Below are 23,343 nucleotides of genomic sequence, written 5' to 3'. Positions count from 1 at the left end.
CTGCCTAACGAAACAAATCTGCAAGATATAATGTCCAGCTATCCCATCATAGATCAGGTTCTTAGAGAACGATTTCTAGTTTGGGAGAAATTACATGCGTATGCTTATTTCTGCCTCGGCATTACTAACAATTTTTGCTTCCGGAACCGCATTGGCTGATCCGGTATTGCCGGTCGTCCCTTCGCCGTATCTGGTGAGCAAGATAACCGAAAAGATGTTTGAGGCACCGAGCAGAACGTCCGATCTTGTCCTGCTGTCAGCGCACCGGGGATATTGGGAAGTATATCCCGAGAATTCGGCCTATGCGCTGCAGGAAGCATGGAACCGTGAATATGAGACGGTGGAAGTCGATGCCCGTTTCACGTCGGACAAACAGATTATCGTCTCGCACGATTTCAACATCGACCGTGAATCTACCGGTAGCGGTGCGGTCAACGAACTGACCTTCGCGCAGATCGCGCAGGCGAACCTGCGCGATCGCCATGGTCGCGAGTTCAAGGATTCGCAGGGACGGGCCGCGAAGTTCCTGACCTTTTCGCAGGCGCTCGATCTGTTGGTCCCCTATCTCACTACCGACGGCCATGGCTATGTGATGATCGTCGACGTCAAGAAAACGCCCGGCAGCGCGTCGCTCGACATCCTGCAAAAATGCCTCGATATCATCGCGTCGAAGAACAACCCGCTGCTCAGCAAGGCCGTCGTTCTGAAGATCAAGGCCAAGGACGCCGGCGATCTCGGGACGTTCCTGAACCAGACCACCTATGATCCGAACGTCAACGGTGGCTTGATCCTCGTCGAAAATCCGGAGGATCAAAACGTCAGGGATGCGAACTACGATCCGCACCAGGACGTCAACTACACCCAGTGGAATGCTGCGCCGTTCCCGATCCAGTTCGAGATGAACCAGTTCTACAAGGGCGATGGTCTGGAGAAATATTTCAACTACAGCGATCAGAACAAGGGTTTCGCGACCTACCACGAAAGCAATTTCTATCCCGAAGGCGTGGCGACGAGTGCCGGCGGATGCTGCGTGGCGCACGACACGGATCCCCGGTCGGGCGCGACCGGCGGGATAATTCCGGATTATCGCGGCGACCCAGAGATGGCGATCATCAACCGCAGCAACCTCATCACGACCGACTGGGTCGATGTCGTCGGCGAGATGCTGCGTGAACTGGGCCGTCGGAACACCGACGCGCTCAAGCAGTAGCCCGCGCCCCGTTCTCATCTTCACTGGAGTTCTGCGATGAAGCTCTTGAAAGCCGTTGCGCTGCAATGCACGATACTTACCGCTTTTACGATTGGCCAGTCCCATGCCCAAGGTTGCAGCGATCAGGCGGGGTGCCTTCGCGACGCCTCCGCAAAGATCGTGCAGACGTTGACGCCCAAGGTCGTTCCGATTTTCGGGGACTACCCCAAACTTTACATCCATGATTCCGCGAACAACGTGGATTACGAGATGCCGGAGGATACCCGGATCGCGTTCGATTTCTACATGAACAAGAACAGCTTCAACCTGCCCGCCACGGCGGCGATCATCACGCCGGAAATTGCGCGGATCGATCCGACGCAGGGGTTCACCGTGATGCTGACGCAAAAGACCGGCGACAATGTCGTGCCCCGTGGCGGTGCATCGCTATCACTGCTGAGCACTAGCGACAACGATGCCTATTCCTCCTTCGTGCTGGGGGCACAGCCCAGCGCGAGCGGGCAGAAATGGTCGTTCGCCAAAAGCCTGTTGCAGAGCGGGCGCGCGACCACGTCATATTGGCAGAAGCCATGGGACATGGGCCTGCTCGGTCCGACCGGCAGTTTCTCGGGTACGGAATGGGTCTACTACACCTTCACGCCCGACGGTAAGGTCCGGATCGACCAGTTTGCGCCCTATACCTATTTCCTGGCGTTCACCGCCTATCAGTGGAATCAGGCGTCGCTCGACAGCGGTTTCCCCCACGCGGCCTATGAAGCGGGAAGTCCTTCTGCGCGCCCCGCCCCGGTGGTGTTTGGTTCCGTCGGGCCGTGGATGATCGGCGCGGTGAACGTTCCCGGCCAGACCTCGCCGACGCTGGAGCGGATACAGGCATTGCCGGGTTTCGAAGGCGCGACCATCTTCTCCTCGCCACTGTCGACACGCGAAGTCGTGGCCTATCAGAATTCGCTGAAGGGCAGCTATTTCCTCGATGTGGATATGCTGCCGTGCAACAGCGGCAAATATATCTCGGGATCGATCCGAACGCCGTGCGGCACCGGCAGTCCAGGGAATCCGCCATCGAGTGTCGCAACCGTCGCCCGCACCGGGCTTGATACGAACGTCAATCCAAAGGGCGTGATCCTCAGCGCCAATGACGGCAACGGCGCCAGCTTCACGACGATCAGTGCCGCCGTCGCGGCGCTGCCGGCGAGCGGCGGCACGATCCGCATTCCGCCGGGCGTCTACACCGAAACGCTGAACATTACCCGGTCGAACGTCCGGCTGATCGGAACCGGAGACGACGCATCCGACGTCGTCATCACCGGCAACCGCTCCGCGACCAAGATCGATCCAGCCACCGGACAGCCGTACGGGACGTCGGGCAGCTACACCGTCGCGGTCGAGGGCGACGATGTGTATCTGAGCAACCTGACGATCCAGAATACGGCGGACGATGAAGCGCCGAACTATGGTGCCAACGCGCAGGCGGTGGCGCTGTATTCCAAGGGCGATCGGGCCGTCTATCGCGCCGTTCGGGTGCTTGGCGGGCAGGATACGCTCTATCTCGGCAATCTCGGGCGGGCCTATTTCAGCAACTGCTACGTCGAAGGCAACATCGACTATATCTTCGGCAATGGCAAAGCCGTGTTCGACGGCTGCACGCTCAAGACCAAGGTGCACGACAGCCTGATCGGCGAAGCCACGATCACAGCACAAAAGCGCGAGACCGCCGCCGAGGACAGCGGGTTCGTGTTCAACCATTCGAAGCTGCTGTTCGACAGCCCCTATATGTCGAACGTCTGGCTCGGCCGGCCGTGGGGCGCGCATTCCACCGTCTATTTCCTCAATTCGACGATGGGGCCGCAGGTAACCGACGATGGCTGGATCGAGTTCATCCCGCCGATGCCGGGCGTGACGCCGACGAACAACCTGCCGACCTCGACCTATCGTGAATACAACACGCGCTATGCCGACATGAACGGTCAGGGTTCGACGCCGTTCGACCTCACGCAACGCGAGAATACGTCGCCGAGAAGCAACGTGTCGCTGACCGCCGCCGAGGCGGCCGCGCTGGCGCCCGACATCTATCTGTCGGGGACCGACGGATGGCAGCCGACCCGCGTGACCGACAATACACCGATCAACAATCAGCAGGTGCAGGTCCCGGTGCCGGCCGCCGGCGTGCCGAAGGCACCGCGGGTCACCGCGACGGTCGCGGGCAACGGCAACGTCCAGGTGACCTGGGCGGCGCAACCCGCGAATCCGCCGACGCAGGGCTATGTCATCACCGCGCGCCAGCATGGCCGGAATTATGGGCCGATCCAGCTGCCCGCCTATGCCTATTCCGGCCATGTCGAGGTGGCGCTGAACGACGAACCGGTGACGGTGCAGGTGAGCGAGGTCAACGCCACCGGGACCAGCCCGGCATCGGACCCGGTCCGGATCACGCCGACCGCGCATGACCCGAGCGTCCCGACGAACATCCAGATCACGCCGACCGCCACCGGCGCGGCGCTCAGCTTCGCCGTGGCGAGCGAGGGTGCGCAACCGGTCTTCGGCGGCAACGTACCGCACGCCGGGGCCTATACCGCGCTCTACGCGAGCGAACTCGACGCCTATCAGGGCAAGGCGATCGGCGGCACCAGCAGCGGTTTCACGACCAAGACCTGGTCGTTCGCCAACCTGACCCCGAACAAGACCTACTGGCTGTCGCTCCGCCTCTTCAACGGGGCATGGAGTCCCACGGTCATCACCTCGTTCCGTACGAAGGCCAACTAGCGTCGCGTTCGCGAGGGTCGTCGTCGTGGCGACCCTCTCCCTTCGTCCCATCGCAACAATGGAACCATCCGTGCCGCGCAATCGGACTGCGCGGCACAACCTTCCAGAAAGGTCCATCATGAAGATCAAGGCCATCCGGTATCGTGCATCCGCGATGCTGCTCGCCACGACCTGGGGAACGGCGGCCCGGGCGCAGGATGCCTATGCCGATCCGTCGGGCTCGGGTCCGATCGTCGGTGCGGTCCACTGGTTACAGGGTACGCTGCTCGGTACGGTCGCCACAGTCGTCGCGGTCATCGCCGTCGCCTCGATCGGGTTCCTGATGCTGACCGGGCGAATGAACTGGCGCTACGGCGCGACCGTCATCCTCGGCTGCTTCATCCTGTTCGGCGCGGCCAGCATCGTGGGCGGCATCCAGTCCGCATCGGGCACCGGCTTCTGACATGGACAGCCTCGACCGCGATACGCTGTTCGTCGCGCTGACGCGGCCGCAGCTTCTCTTCGGCGTGCCCTATGGCTTCGTGATCGGCAACGCGGTCGCGACAACCGAACTGTTCCTGCTGTTCAAATCGGTATGGGTACTGGCGGCGGCGATCGTGATCCACGCCGGCGGCGCGATCGTCAGCCTGCGCGAGCCGCGGTTCTTCGACATCTGGCTGGTACGGCTCCAGCGATGCCCGCGCGTTCCCAATCATCGGCGGTGGCGATGCAACGCCTATCGTCCGTGAACCGCGCGGCGGCGGAGTGGAACCGCGAGAAGGCGGCCGGCGACCACTTGCCCTATCTGGCCCAGATCGACGAGCATACCGTCCGGTTGCGCGACGGCCGGCTGATGCAGGTGATCGCCCTCGACGGGCTTCTGTTCGAAACTGCCGATACGGCGGAGATCAACTATCGCAAGGCGTTGCGCGACGCGATGTTGCAGGCGATCGGATCGTCGCGCTTCGCACTCTATCATCACGTCGTGCGGCGGCGGCTTGCGACGCAGCCATACGGACGGTTTCCCGATCATTTCAGTGCCGGGCTGGATGCCGAATGGCATGACCGGCTTGCCGCCAAGCGGCTGTTCGGCAACGACCTGTATCTCTGCCTGATCCGCCGTCCCGAATCTGGCGGGATCGGTGTGCTCGGCCGGTTGGGGCGCCGGTTCGGCCGGGGCGATGCGGAGCAGGCGGAGGAAAATGCCGAACTGCGCGCGCTGGGCGCAGCGCGTGATGCGCTGCTCTCCGCGCTCAGCGCCTATGGCGCGCGATCGCTCGGCTGTTACGATGGCCGGGGCGGGCCGTGTTCGCAGGTGCTCGAATATCTCTCGATGCTCTACAACGGCGATGGCCGCCCGGTACGGTTGCCCGAGGGCGACGTCGGTGCCCATCTGCCGGCGCGCCGGATCGCGTTCGGCGCGGACACGATCGAACTCGGCGCTACCGGGGAATATCCGCGCGGCTTTCAGGCAATCCTGTCGATCAAGGACTATCCCGGACACACCGGGCCGGGGATGCTCGACGATCTCCTCCGCCTGCCGTTCGAACTGACGGTGTCGCAGAGCTTCGCCTTCGTCGACCGTCCGGCGGCCCTTGGTCGGGTCAATCTCGCCCTTCGTCGGATGCACGCCGCCGATGACGAAGCGGTCAGCCTGCGCGGCGAACTGGCGGTCGCCCGCGACGACCTTGCCGCCGGCCGGTCGCTGTTCGGCGAGCATCATCTGACGATCGCCATCCATGCCGAAACGCCCGGCGAGATCGACGAGGGCGTGGCCGAGGTTCAGGGGACGCTGACCGACCTGGGGCTGGTGGCGGTGCGCGAGGAGCTTGCGCTCGAACCCGCCTATTGGGCGCAGTTTCCCGGGAACTTCGGCTATATCCCGCGCCGCTCGCTGGTCGGCGCGCGCAACTTCGCCAGCCTGGCCAGCCTGCACAATTTTCCGAAGGGGATGGCGACCGGCAATCACTGGGGGCCGGCGGTGACTGTCCTCGAAACGACGGCCGCCGGCCCCTATCACTTCAACTTTCACAACGGCGATCTGGGCAATTTCACCGTGATCGGTCCGTCGGGCACCGGCAAGACCGTCGTGCTCAACTTCCTGCTGGCACAGGCCCTGAAGTTCGACCCGCGGATCGTGTTCTTCGACAAGGATCGCGGGGCCGAACTGTTCCTGCGCGCGGTCGGCGGACGATACGACATCTTGCGGCCGGGCGAGCCATCGGGACTGAACCCGTTGCTGCTCGAGGATACGGCGGCGAACCGGCGGTTCATTGCGGACTGGCTCGCGCTGCTGCTGGACGACCCGGTCCGGCCGCTCGACGGCGACGATCGCGCGCGCATCGCGGATGCGGTGCGGGCCAACATGGATGCGCCGCCGGGCTATCGCCGTCTCGGGCATTTCGCGCAACTGCTGCGCGGACACGCCCGCCCCCGCAGCGGCGATCTGGCGTCGCGCCTGTCGCCGTGGTGGGGCGAGGGCGAGCGGGCATGGCTGTTCGACAATGCCGAAGACCGCACCGACCTGGACCAGCGGGTCGTAGGGTTCGACATGACCCGCATCCTCGACGATCCAATCGTGCGTACGCCAGCGATGCTGTATCTTTTCCACCGGGTCGAGGAGCGGCTCGACGGCACGCCATCGATCATCGTCGTCGACGAAGGCTGGAAGGCGCTGGACGACCCGGTATTCACCGCGCGGATCCGCGACTGGGAAAAGACGATCCGCAAACGCAACGGAATCGTCGGCTTCGCGACGCAGAGCGCGGAGGATGCCCTGTCCAGCAGGATCGCGTCGGCGATCGTCGAACAGGCCGCGACGCAGATCTTCATGCCCAACCCGAAGGCGCAGGCCCGCGATTACATGACCGGCTTCGGGCTGAGCCAGCATGAGTTCGATCTCGTCCGCTCGATGCCCGACGATGCCCGCGCGTTCCTGATCCGACACGGCCAGCACAGCGTCGTCGCCCGGCTCGACCTGTCAGGCGACCGCGATCTGCTGACGATCCTGTCGGGACGCGAACGCTCGGTGCGGGCGCTGGATGCCATCCGGGCCGAGGTCGGCGACGATCCGGCGGCGTGGATGCCGCGCCTGCTCGCCGCAGTCGCATGAGGCCCGGCTGCATCCTGCCGGACGGCACCGACGGCGTCGCAATCCGCCTGTCGGGGTTCCTGCAATGCCAGGCGCGGGTGCTGGGCGAGAACGGCTTTCAGGCGCTGGCGGGCGGGCCGATGATGGCGGCGCTGTTGAGCGGCCTGCTGACGATCTTCATCGCCCTGATCGGTTATCGCCTGATGTTCGGTACCGTGCCGACCGCGCGGGATTCCGTGGGATGGAGCGTCCGCGTCGGGCTGGTCATCGCGCTCGGCACCGGTTGGCCCGCGTTCCAGACGGTAGTCTACCGCGTCGTGCTGGACGGTCCCGCACAACTGTCCGCGATCGTGACGCCCGCGGCCGGCCTGTCCATCGCTGACATCGGCGGGCGGGTGCAGCGCGCCTATGACGATATGCGAACCGGAGCGGCGGCGCTTGCCATTGCCCCGGCCGCGGCGCCGGGTACGGCAACAGGTGGCACACAGCCACCGATCGCTGGCGCGGTGGGTGAACCGCAGATCGCGTCGCTGTTCGTGGTATCGACCATCGGCGTGCCCGCCGCGCTGCAACTCGGTGCCGGACTGCTGCTGGCGATCGGACCGTTGATGATGCTAGCCCTGCTGTTCGACGCCACGCTCGGCCTTTTCGCGGGTTGGCTCCGTGCGCTGGGCGGGCTGGCGCTGGGGATGATGGCGGCCGATGCGGTGGGCGCGTTGCAGTTGCTGTTCGTCGAGGATGCGATCGCCCGGTCGAAGACGATCGGGGTCGACGCGGCGATGCACGATCCGCAGGCACTGACGACGATCGTCCTCGCTTTCACTCTCATTCTGGTTGCCGCGCTATGGGCGATGGCGCGGACGGCGGGTGCGATCCGCCTGTCCCCGATCGGCGTCCTGCGCGGCGGATCGGCGGCGGATCGCGCCGACACGGATCGCCACCGGGTTCCGACCCCTTCCCCGCCGCCGCCCGAGCGCAGCCTTGTTCCGGCAACATCGCCGACCGCCGTTCCCGACCGGGCGCAGGGAATCGCGGAGGTGCTGGCCCGATCGGTCCAGCGCGACCGGCGGACAGTGATGGCCACGGCTCTGCCCTCCGCTGGCGGACACGAGGAACGCAGCGATCGCCGACCGCATGGCGAGGGTGAGCTGTCGACCGTCGCGGGCACATCGCAGGGTTCGGCGGGACAACGCATGGTCGGACGGCGGACGCGCAGCGCCCATCAACGGGACAGATCGATATGACGGAACGACAATCCTATTTCGCGCGCTCGCGCAGCTGGGCCGATGACGGCGTGGAACGTGCCGCCCGGTCGCGGCGGATCGCATGGACCATCGCAGGGGTCGCAGTCGGCGGCATGGCGCTCGAAGCCGTCGCGCTGGCGATGCTCGCCCCGCTCAAGACGGTACAGCCGGTAACGCTGCTGGTCGACCGGAACACCGGGTTCGTCCAGGCACTCGATCCGGTCACGCCGCAGCGCGTCGCCGCCGATGCGGCGCTGACCGACGCCTATCTGGCGCAGTTCGTGATGGCCCGCGAGGGATTCGACCGGGCGACCGTGCAGCGTGACTATCGCCGCGTCGCGCTGTGGTCGGCGGGGCCGGCGCGCTCGTCCTATCTGGCGACGATGGCGGCAGGCAATCCGGCCAATCCGGCGGTTGCGCTCCCTGCCGGAACCATCGTTTCGGTGCGCGTCAAAAGCGTATCCCGCCTGCGTCCGGGCCTCAGCCTTGTCCGGTTCGATACCACGCGCACGACCGGCGACGGGCGACCGGAGAAGGCGCAACCGTGGATATCGGTCGTTCGCTTCCGCTTCTCCGACGCGCCGATGTCGTTCGCGGACCGCCTCGAAAACCCGCTCGGCTTCCAGGTCGCCGGCTATCGTCGCGATGCGGAGGCACCGGTGACGGAAGCGCGGCCCCTGCCATCGAGCGGACCCTCGACCGCCGTGCCGCAACGGGAATACACCGCTCGCCCGACGACGCCGGTTCGCACCGAAACTGCCGTTCCAGCGACGCAACCCGCCAGGCGCGCGGCCGCGACGGACGTGTCCGCGCTGTTGCGCCGAGGCATATCGCTGAACCGGATTCCGCTTGGTTCACCGCTCCAGTCCATGTCGCCGGTGGGAGACGAACCGTCGTGATCGGTCCCGCCCTTCTGTGCGCCGTGATGGCGATGCTGCAAGCGACCGCCTCCTCACAGGATGCGCCACCGCCCGATCCGCATATCCAGACCCTGCCCTATACCGACAGCGGTGTCGTCGACCTTCGCGTGTCCGACGGGTTCGCGGCGGTCGTCGAGTTCGCACCCGACGAACGGGTCGAGACCGTCGTGGTCGGCAACGATACGGGCTGGGAGGTCGGTCCAAACCGCCTCGGCAACCGGGTCGTCGTCAAGCCGCTGCCCGCGGCGTCGGCGACCAACATGGTCGTCGTCACCGATCGCCGCCGCTACGTCTTCCTTCTTGCCGCCGATCGCAGTTCCGACGTCTATGTCCTGCGCTTCTCCTACCCGCAGGCGGCAGAGGCAGAGGTCACCACCATCGGCTACCGGCTGCGCGGCGACAAGGATCTCTTTCCGGTGGCGATGGGCGATAACGGCCGGCGGACGACGATCCGCTGGGCGGACACGGATTCGTTGCCCGCCATCTTCGCCGACGACGGACATGGGCAGGACGCGCTGGTGAACGGGCGGATGGTCGACAATGCCTATGTCATTGAAGGCACCGCCCGGCGCTATGTCTTCCGACGTGGCAAGCGGCGTGCGATCGCCGTCCGCCTGCCGGGCAAGCTGCCGTCATGACCGGGGAACCGCAGCCCGCGACCGGCACCGGACCGGACCCGATCGTGCGCCGGCCTCGTCCGGCGGTGCCCGGTTTCGCCATCGCGCTGATCGTCACGGTCGCCGCCCTGCTGCTGTTCGCGGTGCTGAACGGACAGCGGCAGCGGCGTGCCGTCGCCGCCCCGGCATCGAACGGGGGAAGCGCCTTCGCCGACCCGCCCCCGCTGGTGCTGCCCCGGTTGCCCGACACCGCGGTCGAGCGCGACGATCCACTGCCCCCCGCGCCGCAGCCGATCGTGATCGTGCCGCCGCCCGCGCCCGCGGCACCCCCGCCGCCACCGTTCACCCCGCAACGATCGGGTATGTCGATCCCCATGCCGACACGGCAGATCGCCTACGTCCCGCCGCCGCCACCGGCCGCGCCGCGCGACCAGAAGCGTGGCGGGGCCATCGTCTACGACCTGGGACCAAAGGGTACGACGACCTCGCCGAGCCGCCCGCCAGAGAACGGCGAGGACACGCCGCTCAAGGCAAGCATCATCGCCAGTCGCACCGATCTCATCCCGGCGGGCACGCAGATTCCGATCGTGCTCGAAACACCCATCGACACCGCGCGGCCGGGACTGGTGCGGGCGATCGCATCGGACGATACGCGGGGCTTCGACGGCAATCGGACGCTCATCCCGCGCGGGTCGCGCTTCATCGGCGAATATCAGGGCGATATCCGGTCCGGCCAGAACCGCGTGCTCGTCACCTGGTCGCGGGTGATCTGTCCGGACGGAACGACGATCCGGCTCGCGTCGCCCGCCGCCGATCGACTGGGCGGTGCCGGCGTGCCGGGCCGGGTCAACAGCTTCTTCCTCCAAAGGTTCACCGGTGCCGTGTTGCAGACGGCACTCAGCTTCGGTGCCAACCTCGCCTATCGATCGCGATCCAATCCGGTGATCCTCGGCATACCGTCGTCTCCGGTCACCTCGGTCGGACAGGGGCTGTTGCCCACCGACTATCGGCCGAAGATCACGGTCAAACAGGGCACGGTCCTGAACATCTTCGTAGCGCGCGATCTGGATTTTTCCGGTTTGGTGGTCGACCGGCCATGACGTCTGCCGTTGCCCCCACCTATCTCGACCTGTTCCTCGCGCCGTTGGCCGAACAACTGGCCCGGCCCGATGTAACGGACATCTATGTGAACGAACCCGGCGTGCTGTGGGTGGAAGCGCTGGGTGGAAGGATCGAGCGGCAGGCGATTCCCGACCTCACCGAAGCGCGGCTGTGGCGTCTGGCGCAACAGATCGGCAGCGCGACGTGCCAGGGGATCAGCCGCGAACATCCGTTGCTCGCTGCACGCCTGCCCGGCGGCGAACGGGTCCAGGTCGTCGCACCGCCGGCCACCCGATCCGGCGTGGTGCTGGCCATCCGGAAATATGTCGCCGACGACCTGTCGTTGCTCGATCTCGAGCAGCAGGGCATTTTCGCGTCGACGACCGGTAGCGCCGTCGTCAACCCGCATGAGGCAAGGCTGGCGGCGCTGTACGATGCGGGCCAGTGGCGGGCGTTCCTGCAAACCGCCGTCCGTGCCCGCCGCACGATCCTCATCTCCGGCGGTACCTCCACCGGCAAGACGACGATCCTCAACGCATTGATACGCGAGATCGACCCGGCCGAGCGCCTCGTCTTCCTCGAGGACACGCCCGAACTCGCCCTGCGGCACCCGAACGCGATCGGCCTTGTCGCCCCGCGTGACGCCCTTGCGGAAGCCAGCGTGACGACCGAAGACCTTCTGGTCGCCTCGCTACGGTTACGACCGGATCGCATCATTCTCGGCGAACTTCGGGGGCCGGAGGCGTTCACCTTCCTCCGTGCCGTCAATACTGGGCATCCCGGTTCGCTGACGACGATCCACGCGGACTCTCCGGCCGGCGCGATCGAACAACTCACGCTCTTGACCTTGCAAACCGCGCAGTCCCTCCGCCGTGAAGAAATACGAAGCTACATTGAAAGCGTTGTGGACATCGTAATACAGTTAAAAAGAACGGGCAATAATCGCGTCATCGAGCAAGTATCTTGGAGAAGGCATCATACTCATACCTATAGAGAAAGCGAATCTTAAATTCAATTAACGGTAATCAACGGATATTATTGCCGAGGCGGCCGAACACCTGAATATCGCTTGCATGCCGGCAAACCATCGGTGGGCCGAAGCCGCCTGAATCTAGAGGCAGCTTTTTGAACTAATCGTACGAACATGGCCGCAAGATCGTTCGGCTTTCCCGGAAACGGAACGTCTGGTTCAGGGCCGCATGTAGAGCATCCGGGGATCATCCAGCATGCTTGCCGGCGTCGGCGTGATCCAGTCGGCGCCTCGTTCGGGATAGGGGCCGTGGAACAGATCGCCCAGCGCACGGCGGTAATGCGCATTCATCCATCGGCGACGGCGATGCTCAGGCGCATCATGGATCATGTGGCATCGTTGGCAAAGCGCAGCCAGCTTTTCGAAGCGACTGTCGCTCGGATCGTGATGCAGATGGGCGCACGCCAGAACTACCGATGTCCACTTGCCCACGTGAAGGATATCGTTGGTCGGACGACGAACCCGCCTGCCCTGCCCATTTCGCCAATACCCATAAGGCACATACCGGGGATCGGGGGTCACGAATGGAGAGATCTAGCCGAATACCTTCCGGTAAATTCAGAAAAGCGAACTCGGATAGCTGTCGATCAAGCGGCACCAACTGGCCGGCAGCTCGCGACCAATCTAAGTCGTTCGCGAAGCAATATCCAAATGGCTGCTTCAGCCGAAAGCGGTCAGTCGCAGGTTCTCAACCAAGCGACCAGCATCGCTTGGTAGCAAGCCGTTCGTCGCACGTCCCTCCGCCCAGACACTGGCTTCTGGGGCACACCATTTGGCAGTGCCATTTCACCATCTCTTGGGAACAGTTTCGGGAAAGAGCAATCGGGAACAAAATTTAAGAAAACTGCGGCCTATAGGCTTAGGAAGGACTGCTGCGCTCGTCCCGTCCCGTTGGAGGTTCCCAACGAGAATACCCCGGCCGTCTCGCAGGCCGTTCCCAATCAAGAAGCCTCGGCTGCCTCGCTGACCCTGCCCAGTATTGCGTTCCGATCACAACAGCGCCGGGACGGTCTTGTCGATCGGCACTTCGATGACGGTCGGCCCGTCATGGTCGAAGGACGCCCGTACCAGATCAGCGACGTCATCGGGCGTGGTCCCGCGTTCGAACCGGCAGCCGTAGCCCGTCGCGAGTTGCTCGACGTCGAACGGGGGCAGGTCCAACCCGGGCACGCCGGGGGTATGCTGCTGCTTAGCGAACGCCTTCAGGATCGCATATTCCTCGTTGCGGGGCACGAGGATGGTCAGCCGCGCCTTTTCGCGCGCGGCGGTCGCGAGCGACTGGATCGAATAATGGAACGATCCGTCGCCGATCACCGACAGGACGGGGCGACGGCGGCCGGTCGCCTCCTCGCCCAGCGCGACGCCGATCGATGCCGGGAGTCCAAAGCCCAGGCCGCCCGAAGCCATCGTGAAGAAGCTGTGCGGACGGCGTATTGGCAGGTGCCGGTGCAACATGGGGAGGTTCGACGGACTCTCTTCGACGATCACCATGTCGTCGGGCCGCACCTTCGCCACGCTGGCGAATAGATCCTCGGCGGTCATCGGCGACGATGGCGAGGGCACCGGAGCGACATGATCGTGACGCGGCGCGGTCCGTTTGCCAGCCGTCACCTGGTCGAGCAGCTGGAGTAGCGCCAGACCTGCGTCGGACACCAGCGCGTCGCCCACCGGCGCGCGTGCCGCTTCCGCAGGATCGTTGGTGATCTGCACCAGTCGCGTTCCCTGGGGCAGATAGTCCCCAGGGACGTAGGGGTAATAGCGGAATACCGGCGCGCCGATCACGACGACGAGGTCGTGCCCGCGCAGCTTCTCCGCCAGCGGTGCGATCGCAAAGGGCAAGGCGCCGGCGAACTGGGGGTGATCCTCGGGAAAGCTCGTACGCTCGGATCCGGGCGGAGCAAAGACCGTGGCACCAGTGCGCTCCGCCAACGCGACCGCCAGGTCCCATGCCCCCGCACGGTCGATATCTGACCCCATCAACAGGGCCGGACTGCGCGCCGCGTCGAGCGCCTTCGCCAGCTCGGTGAGCCGGTCGGGATCGGGCGCGACGCGCGTCGCCAGGGTGCGGACGGGCGGCTTGGGGAGTGCCTCCCTGGCCCAGTCGTCCAGCGGCAGGGACAGGAACACCGGCCCCTGCGGTGGCTGGATGGCAGCGGCATAGGCCCGCATCAGCGCGGCGGGGACGTCCTGCGGCCGGACCGGTTCATACGACCATTTGACATGCGGACGCGGGAAGGAGGCGGCGTCGACGTTGCTCAACCACGGCTCCATCAACAGCATCTCGCGCGTCTGCTGCCCGGCGGTGACGATCAGCGGCGTCTTGTTCATCGACGCGGTGACGAGATTGCCCATCGCATTGCCGAGCCCCGGCGCGGTATGGACGTTTACGAAGGCGGGCTTGCGTGTCGCCTGCGCATAGCCATCGGCGATCGACAGGACGGATGCTTCCTGCAACGCCAGCACGTAGCGGAAGTCGCTGGGAAAATGCTCGAGGAAGTTTTCCTCGGTCGAGCCCGGATTGCCGAATACGGTCGTCAATTCCAGGTCACGCATCAAATCGATGAAAGTCTCACGCACACTAACCATAATATGGCTCCATGTGGTTTCGTGGCCGGGGCGTCGCCTTGTGTGGCAATGTCCGTAATGTTCCGAGAGGTGCGGTCATTGGGCGTATGGCAACCATGATGACGATAATACCTAAGCGGGCTGCAGAGGTCGGTCAGGACAGTCTCGGGACCAGCCATTCCCTCAGGAGCTGGTTGACATGGTCGGGTTCTTCCAATGCCGCCATGTGGCCGCACTGCTCGACGACATGGAAAACTGACCCCTCGATGGCGTCATGCAGCTCCCGCGCATGATCGACGGGCGTGATCTGATCGTGCCGGCCAACGACGATCAGAGTGGGCACCGCGATGTCGCCGAGGCAGCTGCGGCTGTCAGGGCGGTCCATGATCGCGCGTTGTTGACGCAGGAAGGCGGTCTTTCCGACCCGGCGGGCCATGGCCTGCATGGATCTGGCGACCTTGTCGTCCCAATGGCTGCGATCGACGAGGTTGCGGAGCAACGGGCGCGATACGCCGAGGAACGTGCCGCGTTCGAGGGACTGGATGCCCTTCAGGCGTTCCTGGGTCCGCTCCGGCGTGTCGGCGCGTGCGCTGCTATCGATCAGCGCAAGGCGGCGGACGCGCCCGGGGGCCTGCCGCATGATTTCCAGCGCGACATAGCCGCCCATGGACAAGGCGACGAGCGAGAAGCTGGGCGGCGCGGCGGCCAGGGTCCGGGCCGCCATCGCCGCGATGCTGTCATCCAGCGTCAGGTCCGCAACGAAGGGCGCGCAACAATCCGCCAGCGTGTCGATCTGGCTGCGCCACAGCGACTGATCGCATAGGAGCCCGGGCAGGAAGACGACGGGTTCCAGGCCGTGCGGTGCCCGTGCCCCTCCGTCAGCAGCGCGCGGCAGTTCGGCGGCCGGGAAAGGTCCAGCCTCGACATGCCGGGCCGATGTGCCGCCGTCCCGAGGATTCAACATGGTCTGCATGATCGTTGTTCCTTCTCGAAACGGCGGTCGTTGTGGATCAATCCTCGGCGATCAGGCTGTCCTTGCGAGTGTCGCGCATCCGCAGATAGACGATCAGCGAGATGCCGATCATGGCGGTGACGTACCAGTAGAAGCCCTGCTCCCAACCGGCGGCCTTGAACTTCAGCGCGACGAACTCGGCAGTGCCGCCGAAGATGGTGTTGGCCAGCGCATAGGGCAGCGCGACACCGAGGGCGCGGATATGGGCCGGGAACATTTCCGCCTTCACCACCGCGTTGATCGACGTGTAGCCCGTCACGATGATGAGCGCGGCCATCACGAGCAGACCCGCCGTGAACATGTCCTGCGTATGCTGAAGCGCGGAGAAGATCGGGTAGGTGAACAGCACGCCGGCGATGCCGAAGGCGATCATCAGCGGCTTGCGCCCGATCCTGTCGCTCAGCGCACCGGCCAGTGGTTGCAGCAGCATGAAGACGAACAGGGTGACCGCGTTGATCTGGGTCGCCGCTTCCTTGGTGAAGCCGGAGGTGTTGACCAGGAACTTCTGCATGTAGATCGAATAGGCGTAGAAGGCGAGCGTGCCGCCGGCGGTCAGCAGCATGACCAGCGCGGTTTCCTTCGGGTGGTGGCGCAGCAGGGTCAGGAACCCCGACTTGGGCGCGTCGCTCTTCTTGACGTTCTTGAAGCTTTCGGTCTCGGCAAGGCCGCGACGCAGACGAAACACGATGACGGCGAGCATCGCACCGATCACGAACGGAATCCGCCAGCCCCATGCCTCGAGGTCGGGCTTGCTCATCACGTTCTGAAGCAGCAGCAGCAGCAGGATGGCGAGCAGCTGGCCCGAGATCAGCGTGACATACTGGAACGACGAGAAGAAACCGCGCCGGTCCTTGCCCGCCATTTCGGACAGATAGGTGGCACTCGCGCCATACTCACCGCCGACCGACAGGCCCTGCATCAGGCGGGCCAGCACCAGCAGCGCGGGGGCGGCCACGCCGATCGTGGCATAGCCCGGCGTGCAGGCGATGATGAGCGAACCGACGCACATCAGCGTCACCGATACGGTAAGGCCCGCTTTGCGTCCGTGGCGGTCGGAATAGACGCCCATGACCCATGCACCGATCGGCCGCATGACGAACCCGACCGCGAACACCGCCGCCGCGCTCAGCAACTGCGCGGTCTGGTCGCCGCTCGGGAAGAAGTGCGGCGCGAAATACAGGGTGAAGGCCGCATAGACGTACCAGTCGAACCATTCGACCAGATTGCCCGTCGATCCGCCGATGATCGATTTCAGCCGGGTGTTGGTGCTGGGTCCCGTATCGGGTGCCAAGCGGGCCATGGGTGTCGTCGCCATGTCGTCTCTCCCATTATGGTTCATTGTCATCTCAAAAACGGAAACTGCCCCACAGGGCCAGAAAGTCGGAGTTGGCGTAGCCGGCGCGAGTCAGCGCCTCCTTTGCCACCAGATGCTCGTAGCGGGCGGTGACGGTCAGCCGGGCGGTCGCGCTCCAGACCGCCTGGAGGCGGGCGACATCCGCGACCCGGTGACCGGCCACGTTCTGCGTGCGCGCAAAGGCCGCGCCCGAGGCGCGATAGACGGCGTCGGTTTCGCTCGGCCGCCAAGCAAGGCCATATTCGCCGGTGACGCGCAGCTTCCTCGTCGGCTGTACGGTCAGGTTGGGGGCAATGACCGCTAGGTTCGTCGGTGTCAGAAACAGCTGGTAGCTGTAATAGATGTTGTTGCCGAACAGGCCGCTGGCGGTGCGAAGCGTGCCGCCGTCATAACTGCCACCGCCCGAGGCATAGTCGACATGCACGCCAGCGCGCGGCGCCGTCGCGGCTTTGCCCAGGCGATAGGTCTGGGCGAAGAACGCCTGCCAGGCGGCGATCGGCCGCCCGTCATAACGACCGGCCTGATGGTTCAGCGTCCAGTCGAGCATCACCGGACCGGCATCGCCGTAAAGGTGCAGGCCATAAAAGGTCCGCTCCTCCAGCTCCGACCGACCGCCCCAGACGGCGGCCCGATTGCGCAGCCGCCAGATGAAGGGATCGAAATAGAGTTTGGACTTGCCAAGAAAGGTCGTGGGCAGCGCATAGCCGAAGGTCATGCCGCTGAACCGGCGCGCGCCATCGGTCCGGTCGTCGCTCAGCCCTTCATAGCCGTAGCGGATGTAGCGATAGTCGAACAGGTCGACGCGCACCCGCTTGCCCCGCGCATAGCCGCGCACGCCGTCCAGCACGAAGCGCAGGCTGTTGTCGTCGCGCGACGAGGTCAACAGATTGGGGCCGTCGGTGAACTCCTGCCGCCCGGCCCGCACACCGACGGTGGCGTCGCCGATCTCGCCCATCACCTCGCCAAAGGCTTGTTGCAGCATCAGGTCGTTCTTGAGGTTGGGATTGGGCGTGCCGAGGTTGACGCCGCCCAGCCCCGCATGGGCGATTTCGCCGTAAGCACGAAAATGCTGGCCCAGATGCAGGTCGGCGCCGGCGAAGATGCGCAGCCGTTCCTGCCGCTGCGCATCGACCTCGCGCAGATTGGGATTGGTGGTTTCCTGCACGCGCAGGCGCAACTCGCCCGACAGCGTCAGATAGCTGTCGCCGGCCCGGTCGAGCGGAATGAACTTCAGCGCGTCGAGCGGGTCGTCGCGCTTGGCGGGATTGCGCATCGCGCGCCAGTCCTCGGCCCAGCGGGACAGATTGTAGGAACCCTGCACGGTGCCCTCACCATTCGCGGCGATCGGATAGGACGGCGTGCTGCTGGCGATCGGTGTAGCAGGTGCCTTCTTGGAAGCACTCTGTCCCATGGCCGGCGTCGACAGTGTTGCCGCGACCAGCCACAGGGTCAGCCGTCTGCCGTTTCGATCCTGAAAAGCCATCATCCCGTCCTCTCCCCGCCCGATTATTTCGGTGCGAGATCAAGATGGGCTTATGCGGATTTCACGTAAATCAGTGGCCAAGATAACTATAAAATGCAATTATAACATAGGCATAAGATCGCGTCTTGGAGTCATGCCACAGCTATTCCGTGCAAATTTCCGCATGACACCAACCGCTAATTTGCAGCATCCTGCAAAAATGATCGGTCGTCGTCTCTTTCCTCTGCTTCTGGCCGGACTCTCGACCGTCTTCATCGGCCTGCTGACCTGGCTCGTCGCATCCGTTTGGCTCGGCAATACAGCACGTGACGATCTTCGTGAGGGAGCAGGGCGCATTGCGCTGCAACAGGTTCGCCTGTTTGCAAGTGACCTGGCGCAGTTCCGGCTGCTGCCGCTGGTGCTGGGGGAGTATAACGACCTTGGTGAAGCGCTACGGCATGGCGATCCCGCCGCTAGGCGGCGCATGGATGGCAAGCTGCGTCTGCTCGCGGAGCGTACCGGCGCGCCGGTCATCTATCTGATCGACCGGGCGGGTGAGACGGTGTCCGCCTCCAATGCCGGAACGGCGGAAAGTTTCGTCGGCCGCAACTACCGGTTCCGTCCCTATTTCGTGGGTGCGATGCAGCGGGGCGCGGCAGAATATTACGCCGTCGGCAATGTCAGCGGGCGTCCCGGCCTGTTTCTCGCCCGTCGTATCGGTCCCGCCGCCAACCCGGCGGGTGTTATTGTCGTGAAGGTCGAATTCGACAAGCTGGTCCGCATCTGGCGTACCGACCCTGGCCAGACGCTGGTGACGGACGGGCGCGGCATCGTCCTGTTCGCCACCGATCCGGTCGAACGGTTCCGCACGACGCGTGCGCTGCCCTCCACGGAGCTGGCCGCCATCACCAGCGCCGCACAGTTCGGCGGGGTCGCGCTGCGCCCAAGCCGCTACAGCGTGGCCGCGGACGGGGCAGCGGTCATGCCTGGGCGGGTTCGGGCTATGGCGGTATCGGAAGCGATGCCGGTCCCGGGCTGGCGACTGGTCCACATCATGCCGGTCGCGACGGCCTTCCGCCAAGCGGCCAATCTGGCCCGGCTGATCGGGTTGGTCGCGGCGCTGATTGCCGGGCTGATCGCCGCATTTCTGCTCTGGCGCATCACCCGTGCCGCCGATGCCGCACGCGAGCGCGCCAGGCTGGAGGCCGCCGTCACGACCCGAACCGCCGAGTTGCGCGACGAAATCGCCGAGCGCACGCGGATCGACCGCCAATTCCGCGAAGCGCGCGAGGAACTGGCGCAGGCCAGTCGGCTGGGGTCGCTGGGATCGATCACCGCCGGTCTGGCGCATGAGATCAACCAGCCGGTGGCGACGATCCGCACCCTGTCGGAGAATGCCCGCGCGCATCTGGCGGGCGGCAGGCTGGACCGGGTCGACGCCAATCTCGACACGGCGATCCGGCTGACCGGCAAGATCGGCGCGATCACGCAGGAGATGCGTCGCTTCGCGCGGCGCGGGACCGGCACGATCGGGCCGGTGCCGCTCGATGCGGTGATGGCGGGCACGCGCCTGTTGATCGGGGATCGGTTCCGCACCGCGGGCGTGGGTCTGGAATGGCCATCCCCGGGGCAGCCCGACGTCGTCGTGGGGCGGGTGCGGCTGGAACAGGTGCTGGTCAACCTTCTTCAGAACGCCCTCGACGCCGTGGCGGGGCGCGACGCCCCCCGGGTCGCGCTGACCATCGACGACGAAGGCGATCGGGTCGCCCTGACCGTCGCCGACAATGGCCCCGGCATCGACCCGGCCATCGCCGACCAGATCTTCGAGCCCTTCGTCACCGGCAAGCCCGAAGGGCTGGGATTGGGATTGGGGATCGTTCGCGACATCATCGAGGCATTCGACGGTACGGTATCGGTGGTACCGTCCCCGCTCGGGGGCGCGGCCTTCCGGGTCACGGTAGCGCGGGCAAAAGAGGGGATGGCATGAAGGTCCTGCTGATCGACGACGATGACGAACTGCGCGCGGCGATCGCCGACACCTTCGCGATCGCGGGGATCGAGGCGGACGCCCACGCCGATCCGCGCACCGCGCTGAAGGGTATCGCCGTCGACTATCCAGGGATCGTCGTCACTGACATCCGGATGCCCGGCATGGACGGTCATGCCGTCTTTGAGGCCGTCCGCGCCAGCGATCCCGAATTGCCCGTTCTGTTGATGACCGGGCATGGCGACATCCCCATGGCGGTTGCCGCCATGGACCGGGGTGCGTTCGACTTCATCGCCAAGCCCTTTGCTACCGACCATCTGGTCGCCAGCGTCCGCCGCGCGCTGGAGACGCGACGGCTGGTGCTGGAAAATCGGCGTCTGCGTGCCGCACTTCCGGCAGCGGAAGAGGACTTTCCGCTGATCGGCACGACGCCTGCCATGGCCAGTCTGCGCGATGCGATCCGGCAACTGGCGCAGGTCGACGTCGATGTTCTGATCGAGGGCGAAACCGGCACCGGCAAGGAATTGGTGGCGCGGCTGCTGCACCGCTGGGGCAAACGTCGCGGACGCGACTTCGTGGCGATCGACTGCGCCGCGCTGCCCGATCAGCTCGCCGACGAGGCATTGTTCGGGGGGCGATTGCAGGGCGGGCGGATCGACGACGCCAATCGCGGCACCCTGTTCCTTGACGAAATCGACAGCATGTCGAGCGCGGTCCAAGGCAAGTTGCTGCGCGTGATCGAGGAGCGCGAACTGCCCCCGATCGGTGGCGGATCGCCGCGCAGCGTCGACCTGCGCATCCTCGCGGCGGCCAAAGGCGATCTGACCCAGGCCTGCGCCGAGGGGCGGTTTCGTGAGGATCTGCTCTATCGCCTCGAAACGGTCCGCGTCCGCATCCCGCCGCTCCGCGAGCGCCGCGCCGATGTACCGCTATTGTTCAGCTATTTTCTGCAGGAAGCCGCCGAACGGTTCGGTCGCCCCATCCCGTCGCTGACGGCGACGGTCGAAGCCCGGCTGATGACCGACCCGTGGCGCGGCAATGTGCGTGCCTTGCGCAACTTCGCCGTTCAGACCGTCCTCGCCCTGCCTGGAGGCGAAGGAGAAGAAACCAACCTGCCGCTCGCCGACCGGGTGGCCAGGTTCGAAACGGCGGTTATCGCCGAAGCGCTGCACAAGGCGGCAGGCGACGTCGCTCTCGCAGCCGAAGCACTGTCGATGTCAAAACGCAGCCTTTATGATCGGCTCCAGCGTTACGGACTGGACGCAAGCGAACATCGCCGCTCGGACTGATGTTTCGGTGGTGCCAATACGTCGTGTTCGGAGTTTGATGTTCCAGACTATTGGCAGAACCTGCGGATGCTCGCTGGCTACCGCCTTCTACCGCGATCGCCCAGGCCCCCCGCGCAAAATAACGGCCGACAGTCCGGTTCTCGCGGCGGCGACGGGCTTCGTGAAGCCCTGGGCATTCTTGTTTCACCATCCCAATCGAGCCGCTCGTGAACGGCTGCTCTCGGTCGAACTCGCCGTTCGGCTAAGTCTCGGTGATGGCGGCTTCGTCCCATGCGCCGTAAGGGCGGCCCCTCGCCCGAGCGAGGAGCCGACAGGTCAAATCTCGGTGTTCTCGGCGAGGGCAAGTGCGTCTTCCACATCGATGCCGAGATAGCGGACCGTGTTCTCGATCTTGCTATGGCCGAGCAGGATCTGGACAGCTCGCAGATTGCCGGTTGCCCTGTAGATGATTGATGCCTTTGTTCGGCGGAGCGAGTGCGTACCGTATTCACTTCGCATCAGACCGACCCCTGTCACCCATTCATCGACAAGCCGGGCGTACTGGCGAGTGCTGAGATGCCCATCACGATCGACTCGACTGGGGAAGACGTAGTCGTCCACCGTGCCGCCCCGCCGCTCCAGCCAAGCCAGCAGGCTGGCGCGAGCATCTGGAAGTAGCTCGAACTGAACCGGTCGGCCTGTTTTCTGCTGCATGACAATCGCTCGCGTTCGGACTTGCCCGCTGTTGACAAGGTCGCCGATCCTCATCTGCACCAAGTCGCAGCCTCGAAGTTTGCTGTCGATCGCCAGATCGAACAGCGCCCGATCTCGCAGGCGTCGACGCTGATTGAGATAGAACCGAATCTCCCAAATCTGCTTCGGTTTGAGGGCACGCTTCGCACCGACGGTTCTTCCGGCATTCCAGACTTGCCGCTTTGTGACGGTGCGCTCGGTTTCAGGCATCTCCATGATCGTTCTCCAATGGCCAGATCGGCCATCGGAAGAACGCTTGCGGGTATGACGGTCTGGTATTGCTCGGGGGCCTATGCCGACCAATTGTGGACATTCGACGACCCGGGGGTGACCGCGTCCTATGGGCCGGTTAGGTTAAAAGGCTAGTGGCGATCGGAAGTCGATCAGCCCCAAGGAGAGCACGGATGCTTTTTCACACCATGGTCGGATCGAACGACATTGAACGGTCGAAGCGCTTCTACGACACGGTGCTCGCCACTTTGGGGGCAGGCGAAGGGGCGCGGAACATCGCCGACAGCGGCCATACGCGGCTGATCTATAATAATGGCAACGGAACCAACTTCATCGTCAGCCAGCCGATTAACGACGAACCGGCAAGCGTCGCCAACGGCAGCACCGTCGCCTTTTCGTGCAACTCGCCTGAACAAGTGAAGCAGCTTCATGATACCGCGGTCGCCAACGGCGGCACCTCGATCGAAGCCCCGCCCGGCCCGCGCAATACGGCATCGCTGGGAACAGTCGAACTTGCCTATTTTCGCGACCCAGACGGCAACAAATTATGCGGAATTCATTTTCCTGCATGATCTGTCCAACACGGGTTCGCTTTTTACCCTAGCGGACCCGGATTTTGCGATCGCGCGAGTGTCCGCTTCCCACCGTTTTCCGCGATAGCGGCTCTCGACCAGAGACGGTCGTTCACCAGCAATTTCGAGAATGTCCGGATCTGACAGAACCCGCCTTTTCGATTGCAACCCGCCTCGAGTAACCTCC

The 23,343-nt window shown here is 64.7% G+C and carries 19 protein-coding genes; 13 read left to right on the top strand and 6 right to left on the bottom strand.

Annotated elements, in window-relative coordinates; all coding sequences use genetic code 11:
* Positions 1-94: 94 nt before the first annotated feature.
* The 10 genes from LRA89_RS15475 (at position 95) to virB11 (ending at position 11,931) form a co-directional block, all read left to right on the top strand.
* A complete protein-coding gene (locus tag LRA89_RS15475) occupies positions 95-1,210 on the top strand; it encodes a glycerophosphodiester phosphodiesterase family protein (RefSeq protein ID WP_230771600.1) in 1,116 nt (371 codons plus the stop codon).
* Positions 1,211-1,459: 249 nt separating this feature from the next.
* Complete coding sequence (locus LRA89_RS15470; RefSeq protein ID WP_230771597.1) at positions 1,460-3,970, top strand: pectinesterase family protein; 2,511 nt, start codon at positions 1,460-1,462, stop codon at positions 3,968-3,970.
* 118 nt (positions 3,971-4,088) lie between these two features.
* Positions 4,089-4,412, top strand: a complete 324-nt coding sequence (locus LRA89_RS15465; RefSeq protein WP_329958522.1) for a TrbC/VirB2 family protein — start codon at positions 4,089-4,091, stop codon at positions 4,410-4,412.
* Position 4,413: 1 nt separating this feature from the next.
* Complete coding sequence (locus LRA89_RS15460; RefSeq protein ID WP_230771595.1) at positions 4,414-4,698, top strand: type IV secretion system protein VirB3; 285 nt, start codon at positions 4,414-4,416, stop codon at positions 4,696-4,698.
* Positions 4,677-7,061 (top strand): VirB4 family type IV secretion/conjugal transfer ATPase, encoded by a 2,385-nt coding sequence (locus LRA89_RS15455; RefSeq protein ID WP_230771593.1) that lies wholly within the window; start codon positions 4,677-4,679, stop codon positions 7,059-7,061. The genes LRA89_RS15460 and LRA89_RS15455 overlap by 22 nt, the downstream gene beginning before the upstream one ends.
* A complete protein-coding gene (locus LRA89_RS15450; RefSeq protein WP_230771591.1) occupies positions 7,058-8,284 on the top strand; it encodes a type IV secretion system protein in 1,227 nt (408 codons plus the stop codon). Before LRA89_RS15455 ends, LRA89_RS15450 begins: the two co-directional genes overlap by 4 nt.
* Positions 8,281-9,183, top strand: coding sequence for a virB8 family protein (locus LRA89_RS15445; RefSeq protein ID WP_230771587.1), 903 nt, complete (start codon positions 8,281-8,283; stop codon positions 9,181-9,183). The genes LRA89_RS15450 and LRA89_RS15445 overlap by 4 nt, the downstream gene beginning before the upstream one ends.
* On the top strand, positions 9,180-9,842 hold the full coding sequence (locus tag LRA89_RS15440) for a TrbG/VirB9 family P-type conjugative transfer protein (RefSeq protein ID WP_230771584.1): 663 nt from the start codon (positions 9,180-9,182) through the stop codon (positions 9,840-9,842). The genes LRA89_RS15445 and LRA89_RS15440 overlap by 4 nt, the downstream gene beginning before the upstream one ends.
* The gene (locus LRA89_RS15435; RefSeq protein ID WP_230771580.1) at positions 9,839-10,921 is read left to right on the top strand and encodes a TrbI/VirB10 family protein; all 1,083 of its coding nucleotides are present in this window, start codon (positions 9,839-9,841) and stop codon (positions 10,919-10,921) included. The genes LRA89_RS15440 and LRA89_RS15435 overlap by 4 nt, the downstream gene beginning before the upstream one ends.
* Positions 10,918-11,931: a P-type DNA transfer ATPase VirB11 gene (virB11, locus tag LRA89_RS15430; RefSeq protein ID WP_230771577.1), complete on the top strand. Its 1,014-nt coding sequence runs from the start codon at positions 10,918-10,920 to the stop codon at positions 11,929-11,931. Before LRA89_RS15435 ends, virB11 begins: the two co-directional genes overlap by 4 nt.
* A 180-nt stretch (positions 11,932-12,111) precedes the next feature.
* Here the strand turns inward: virB11 and LRA89_RS15425 are convergent, their stop codons facing one another.
* The 5 genes from LRA89_RS15425 to LRA89_RS15405 all read right to left on the bottom strand — a co-directional run bounded on the left by LRA89_RS15425 (position 12,112) and on the right by LRA89_RS15405 (position 18,366).
* Positions 12,112-12,384, bottom strand: coding sequence for a hypothetical protein (locus LRA89_RS15425; RefSeq protein ID WP_230771575.1), 273 nt, complete (start codon positions 12,382-12,384; stop codon positions 12,112-12,114).
* Positions 12,385-12,942: 558 nt separating this feature from the next.
* Complete coding sequence (gene mdlC / locus LRA89_RS15420; protein ID WP_268934931.1) at positions 12,943-14,538, bottom strand: benzoylformate decarboxylase; 1,596 nt, start codon at positions 14,536-14,538, stop codon at positions 12,943-12,945.
* Between the two features lie 133 nt (positions 14,539-14,671).
* The gene (locus LRA89_RS15415) at positions 14,672-15,490 is read right to left on the bottom strand and encodes an alpha/beta fold hydrolase (protein WP_230771571.1); all 819 of its coding nucleotides are present in this window, start codon (positions 15,488-15,490) and stop codon (positions 14,672-14,674) included.
* A gap of 37 nt (positions 15,491-15,527) precedes the next feature.
* Entirely contained in the window at positions 15,528-16,844 is a 1,317-nt protein-coding gene (locus LRA89_RS15410; RefSeq protein ID WP_230771569.1) for an MFS transporter, read from the bottom strand.
* 31 nt (positions 16,845-16,875) lie between these two features.
* On the bottom strand, positions 16,876-18,366 hold the full coding sequence (locus tag LRA89_RS15405; protein ID WP_230771566.1) for an alginate export family protein: 1,491 nt from the start codon (positions 18,364-18,366) through the stop codon (positions 16,876-16,878).
* Positions 18,367-18,565: 199 nt separating this feature from the next.
* Here LRA89_RS15405 and LRA89_RS15400 point away from each other — a divergent pair, with 199 nt between their 5' ends.
* Positions 18,566-20,332, top strand: a complete 1,767-nt coding sequence (locus tag LRA89_RS15400) for a sensor histidine kinase (RefSeq protein ID WP_230771563.1) — start codon at positions 18,566-18,568, stop codon at positions 20,330-20,332.
* Complete coding sequence (locus tag LRA89_RS15395; protein WP_230771560.1) at positions 20,329-21,621, top strand: sigma-54-dependent transcriptional regulator; 1,293 nt, start codon at positions 20,329-20,331, stop codon at positions 21,619-21,621. The genes LRA89_RS15400 and LRA89_RS15395 overlap by 4 nt, the downstream gene beginning before the upstream one ends.
* Before the next feature lie 315 nt (positions 21,622-21,936).
* Here LRA89_RS15395 and LRA89_RS15390 read toward each other — a convergent pair whose 3' ends face one another.
* Positions 21,937-22,569: a tyrosine-type recombinase/integrase gene (locus LRA89_RS15390; protein WP_230771558.1), complete on the bottom strand. Its 633-nt coding sequence runs from the start codon at positions 22,567-22,569 to the stop codon at positions 21,937-21,939.
* A gap of 188 nt (positions 22,570-22,757) precedes the next feature.
* On the opposite strand from LRA89_RS15390, the gene LRA89_RS15385 reads away from it, so the two are divergent.
* On the top strand, positions 22,758-23,156 hold the full coding sequence (locus LRA89_RS15385; protein WP_039097455.1) for a VOC family protein: 399 nt from the start codon (positions 22,758-22,760) through the stop codon (positions 23,154-23,156).
* Positions 23,157-23,343 lie beyond the last annotated feature (187 nt).

The organism is Sphingomonas sp. Leaf4 (assembly GCF_920939515.1).
Classification (GTDB): domain Bacteria; phylum Pseudomonadota; class Alphaproteobacteria; order Sphingomonadales; family Sphingomonadaceae; genus Sphingomonas.
The sequence above is the reverse complement of the archived record's forward strand: the minus strand, read 5'-3'. Positions and strand labels throughout refer to the sequence as shown.

Bases quoted from the DNA above. Each gene is read 5' to 3' on its own strand.
- LRA89_RS15475 (WP_230771600.1), top strand. From the start codon at position 95: ATGCGTATGCTTATTTCTGCCTCGGCATTACTAACAATTTTTGCTTCC.
- LRA89_RS15470 (WP_230771597.1), top strand. From the start codon at position 1,460: ATGCCGGAGGATACCCGGATCGCGTTCGATTTCTACATGAACAAGAAC.
- LRA89_RS15465 (WP_329958522.1), top strand. From the start codon at position 4,089: ATGAAGATCAAGGCCATCCGGTATCGTGCATCCGCGATGCTGCTCGCC.
- LRA89_RS15460 (WP_230771595.1), top strand. From the start codon at position 4,414: ATGGACAGCCTCGACCGCGATACGCTGTTCGTCGCGCTGACGCGGCCG.
- LRA89_RS15455 (WP_230771593.1), top strand. From the start codon at position 4,677: ATGCAACGCCTATCGTCCGTGAACCGCGCGGCGGCGGAGTGGAACCGC.
- LRA89_RS15450 (WP_230771591.1), top strand. From the start codon at position 7,058: ATGAGGCCCGGCTGCATCCTGCCGGACGGCACCGACGGCGTCGCAATC.
- LRA89_RS15445 (WP_230771587.1), top strand. From the start codon at position 8,281: ATGACGGAACGACAATCCTATTTCGCGCGCTCGCGCAGCTGGGCCGAT.
- LRA89_RS15435 (WP_230771580.1), top strand. From the start codon at position 9,839: ATGACCGGGGAACCGCAGCCCGCGACCGGCACCGGACCGGACCCGATC.
- virB11 (WP_230771577.1), top strand. From the start codon at position 10,918: ATGACGTCTGCCGTTGCCCCCACCTATCTCGACCTGTTCCTCGCGCCG.
- mdlC (WP_268934931.1), bottom strand. From the start codon at position 14,538: ATGGTTAGTGTGCGTGAGACTTTCATCGATTTGATGCGTGACCTGGAA.
- LRA89_RS15415 (WP_230771571.1), bottom strand. From the start codon at position 15,490: ATGCAGACCATGTTGAATCCTCGGGACGGCGGCACATCGGCCCGGCAT.
- LRA89_RS15410 (WP_230771569.1), bottom strand. From the start codon at position 16,844: ATGGCGACGACACCCATGGCCCGCTTGGCACCCGATACGGGACCCAGC.
- LRA89_RS15405 (WP_230771566.1), bottom strand. From the start codon at position 18,366: ATGGCTTTTCAGGATCGAAACGGCAGACGGCTGACCCTGTGGCTGGTC.
- LRA89_RS15400 (WP_230771563.1), top strand. From the start codon at position 18,566: ATGATCGGTCGTCGTCTCTTTCCTCTGCTTCTGGCCGGACTCTCGACC.
- LRA89_RS15395 (WP_230771560.1), top strand. From the start codon at position 20,329: ATGAAGGTCCTGCTGATCGACGACGATGACGAACTGCGCGCGGCGATC.
- LRA89_RS15390 (WP_230771558.1), bottom strand. From the start codon at position 22,569: ATGGAGATGCCTGAAACCGAGCGCACCGTCACAAAGCGGCAAGTCTGG.
- LRA89_RS15385 (WP_039097455.1), top strand. From the start codon at position 22,758: ATGCTTTTTCACACCATGGTCGGATCGAACGACATTGAACGGTCGAAG.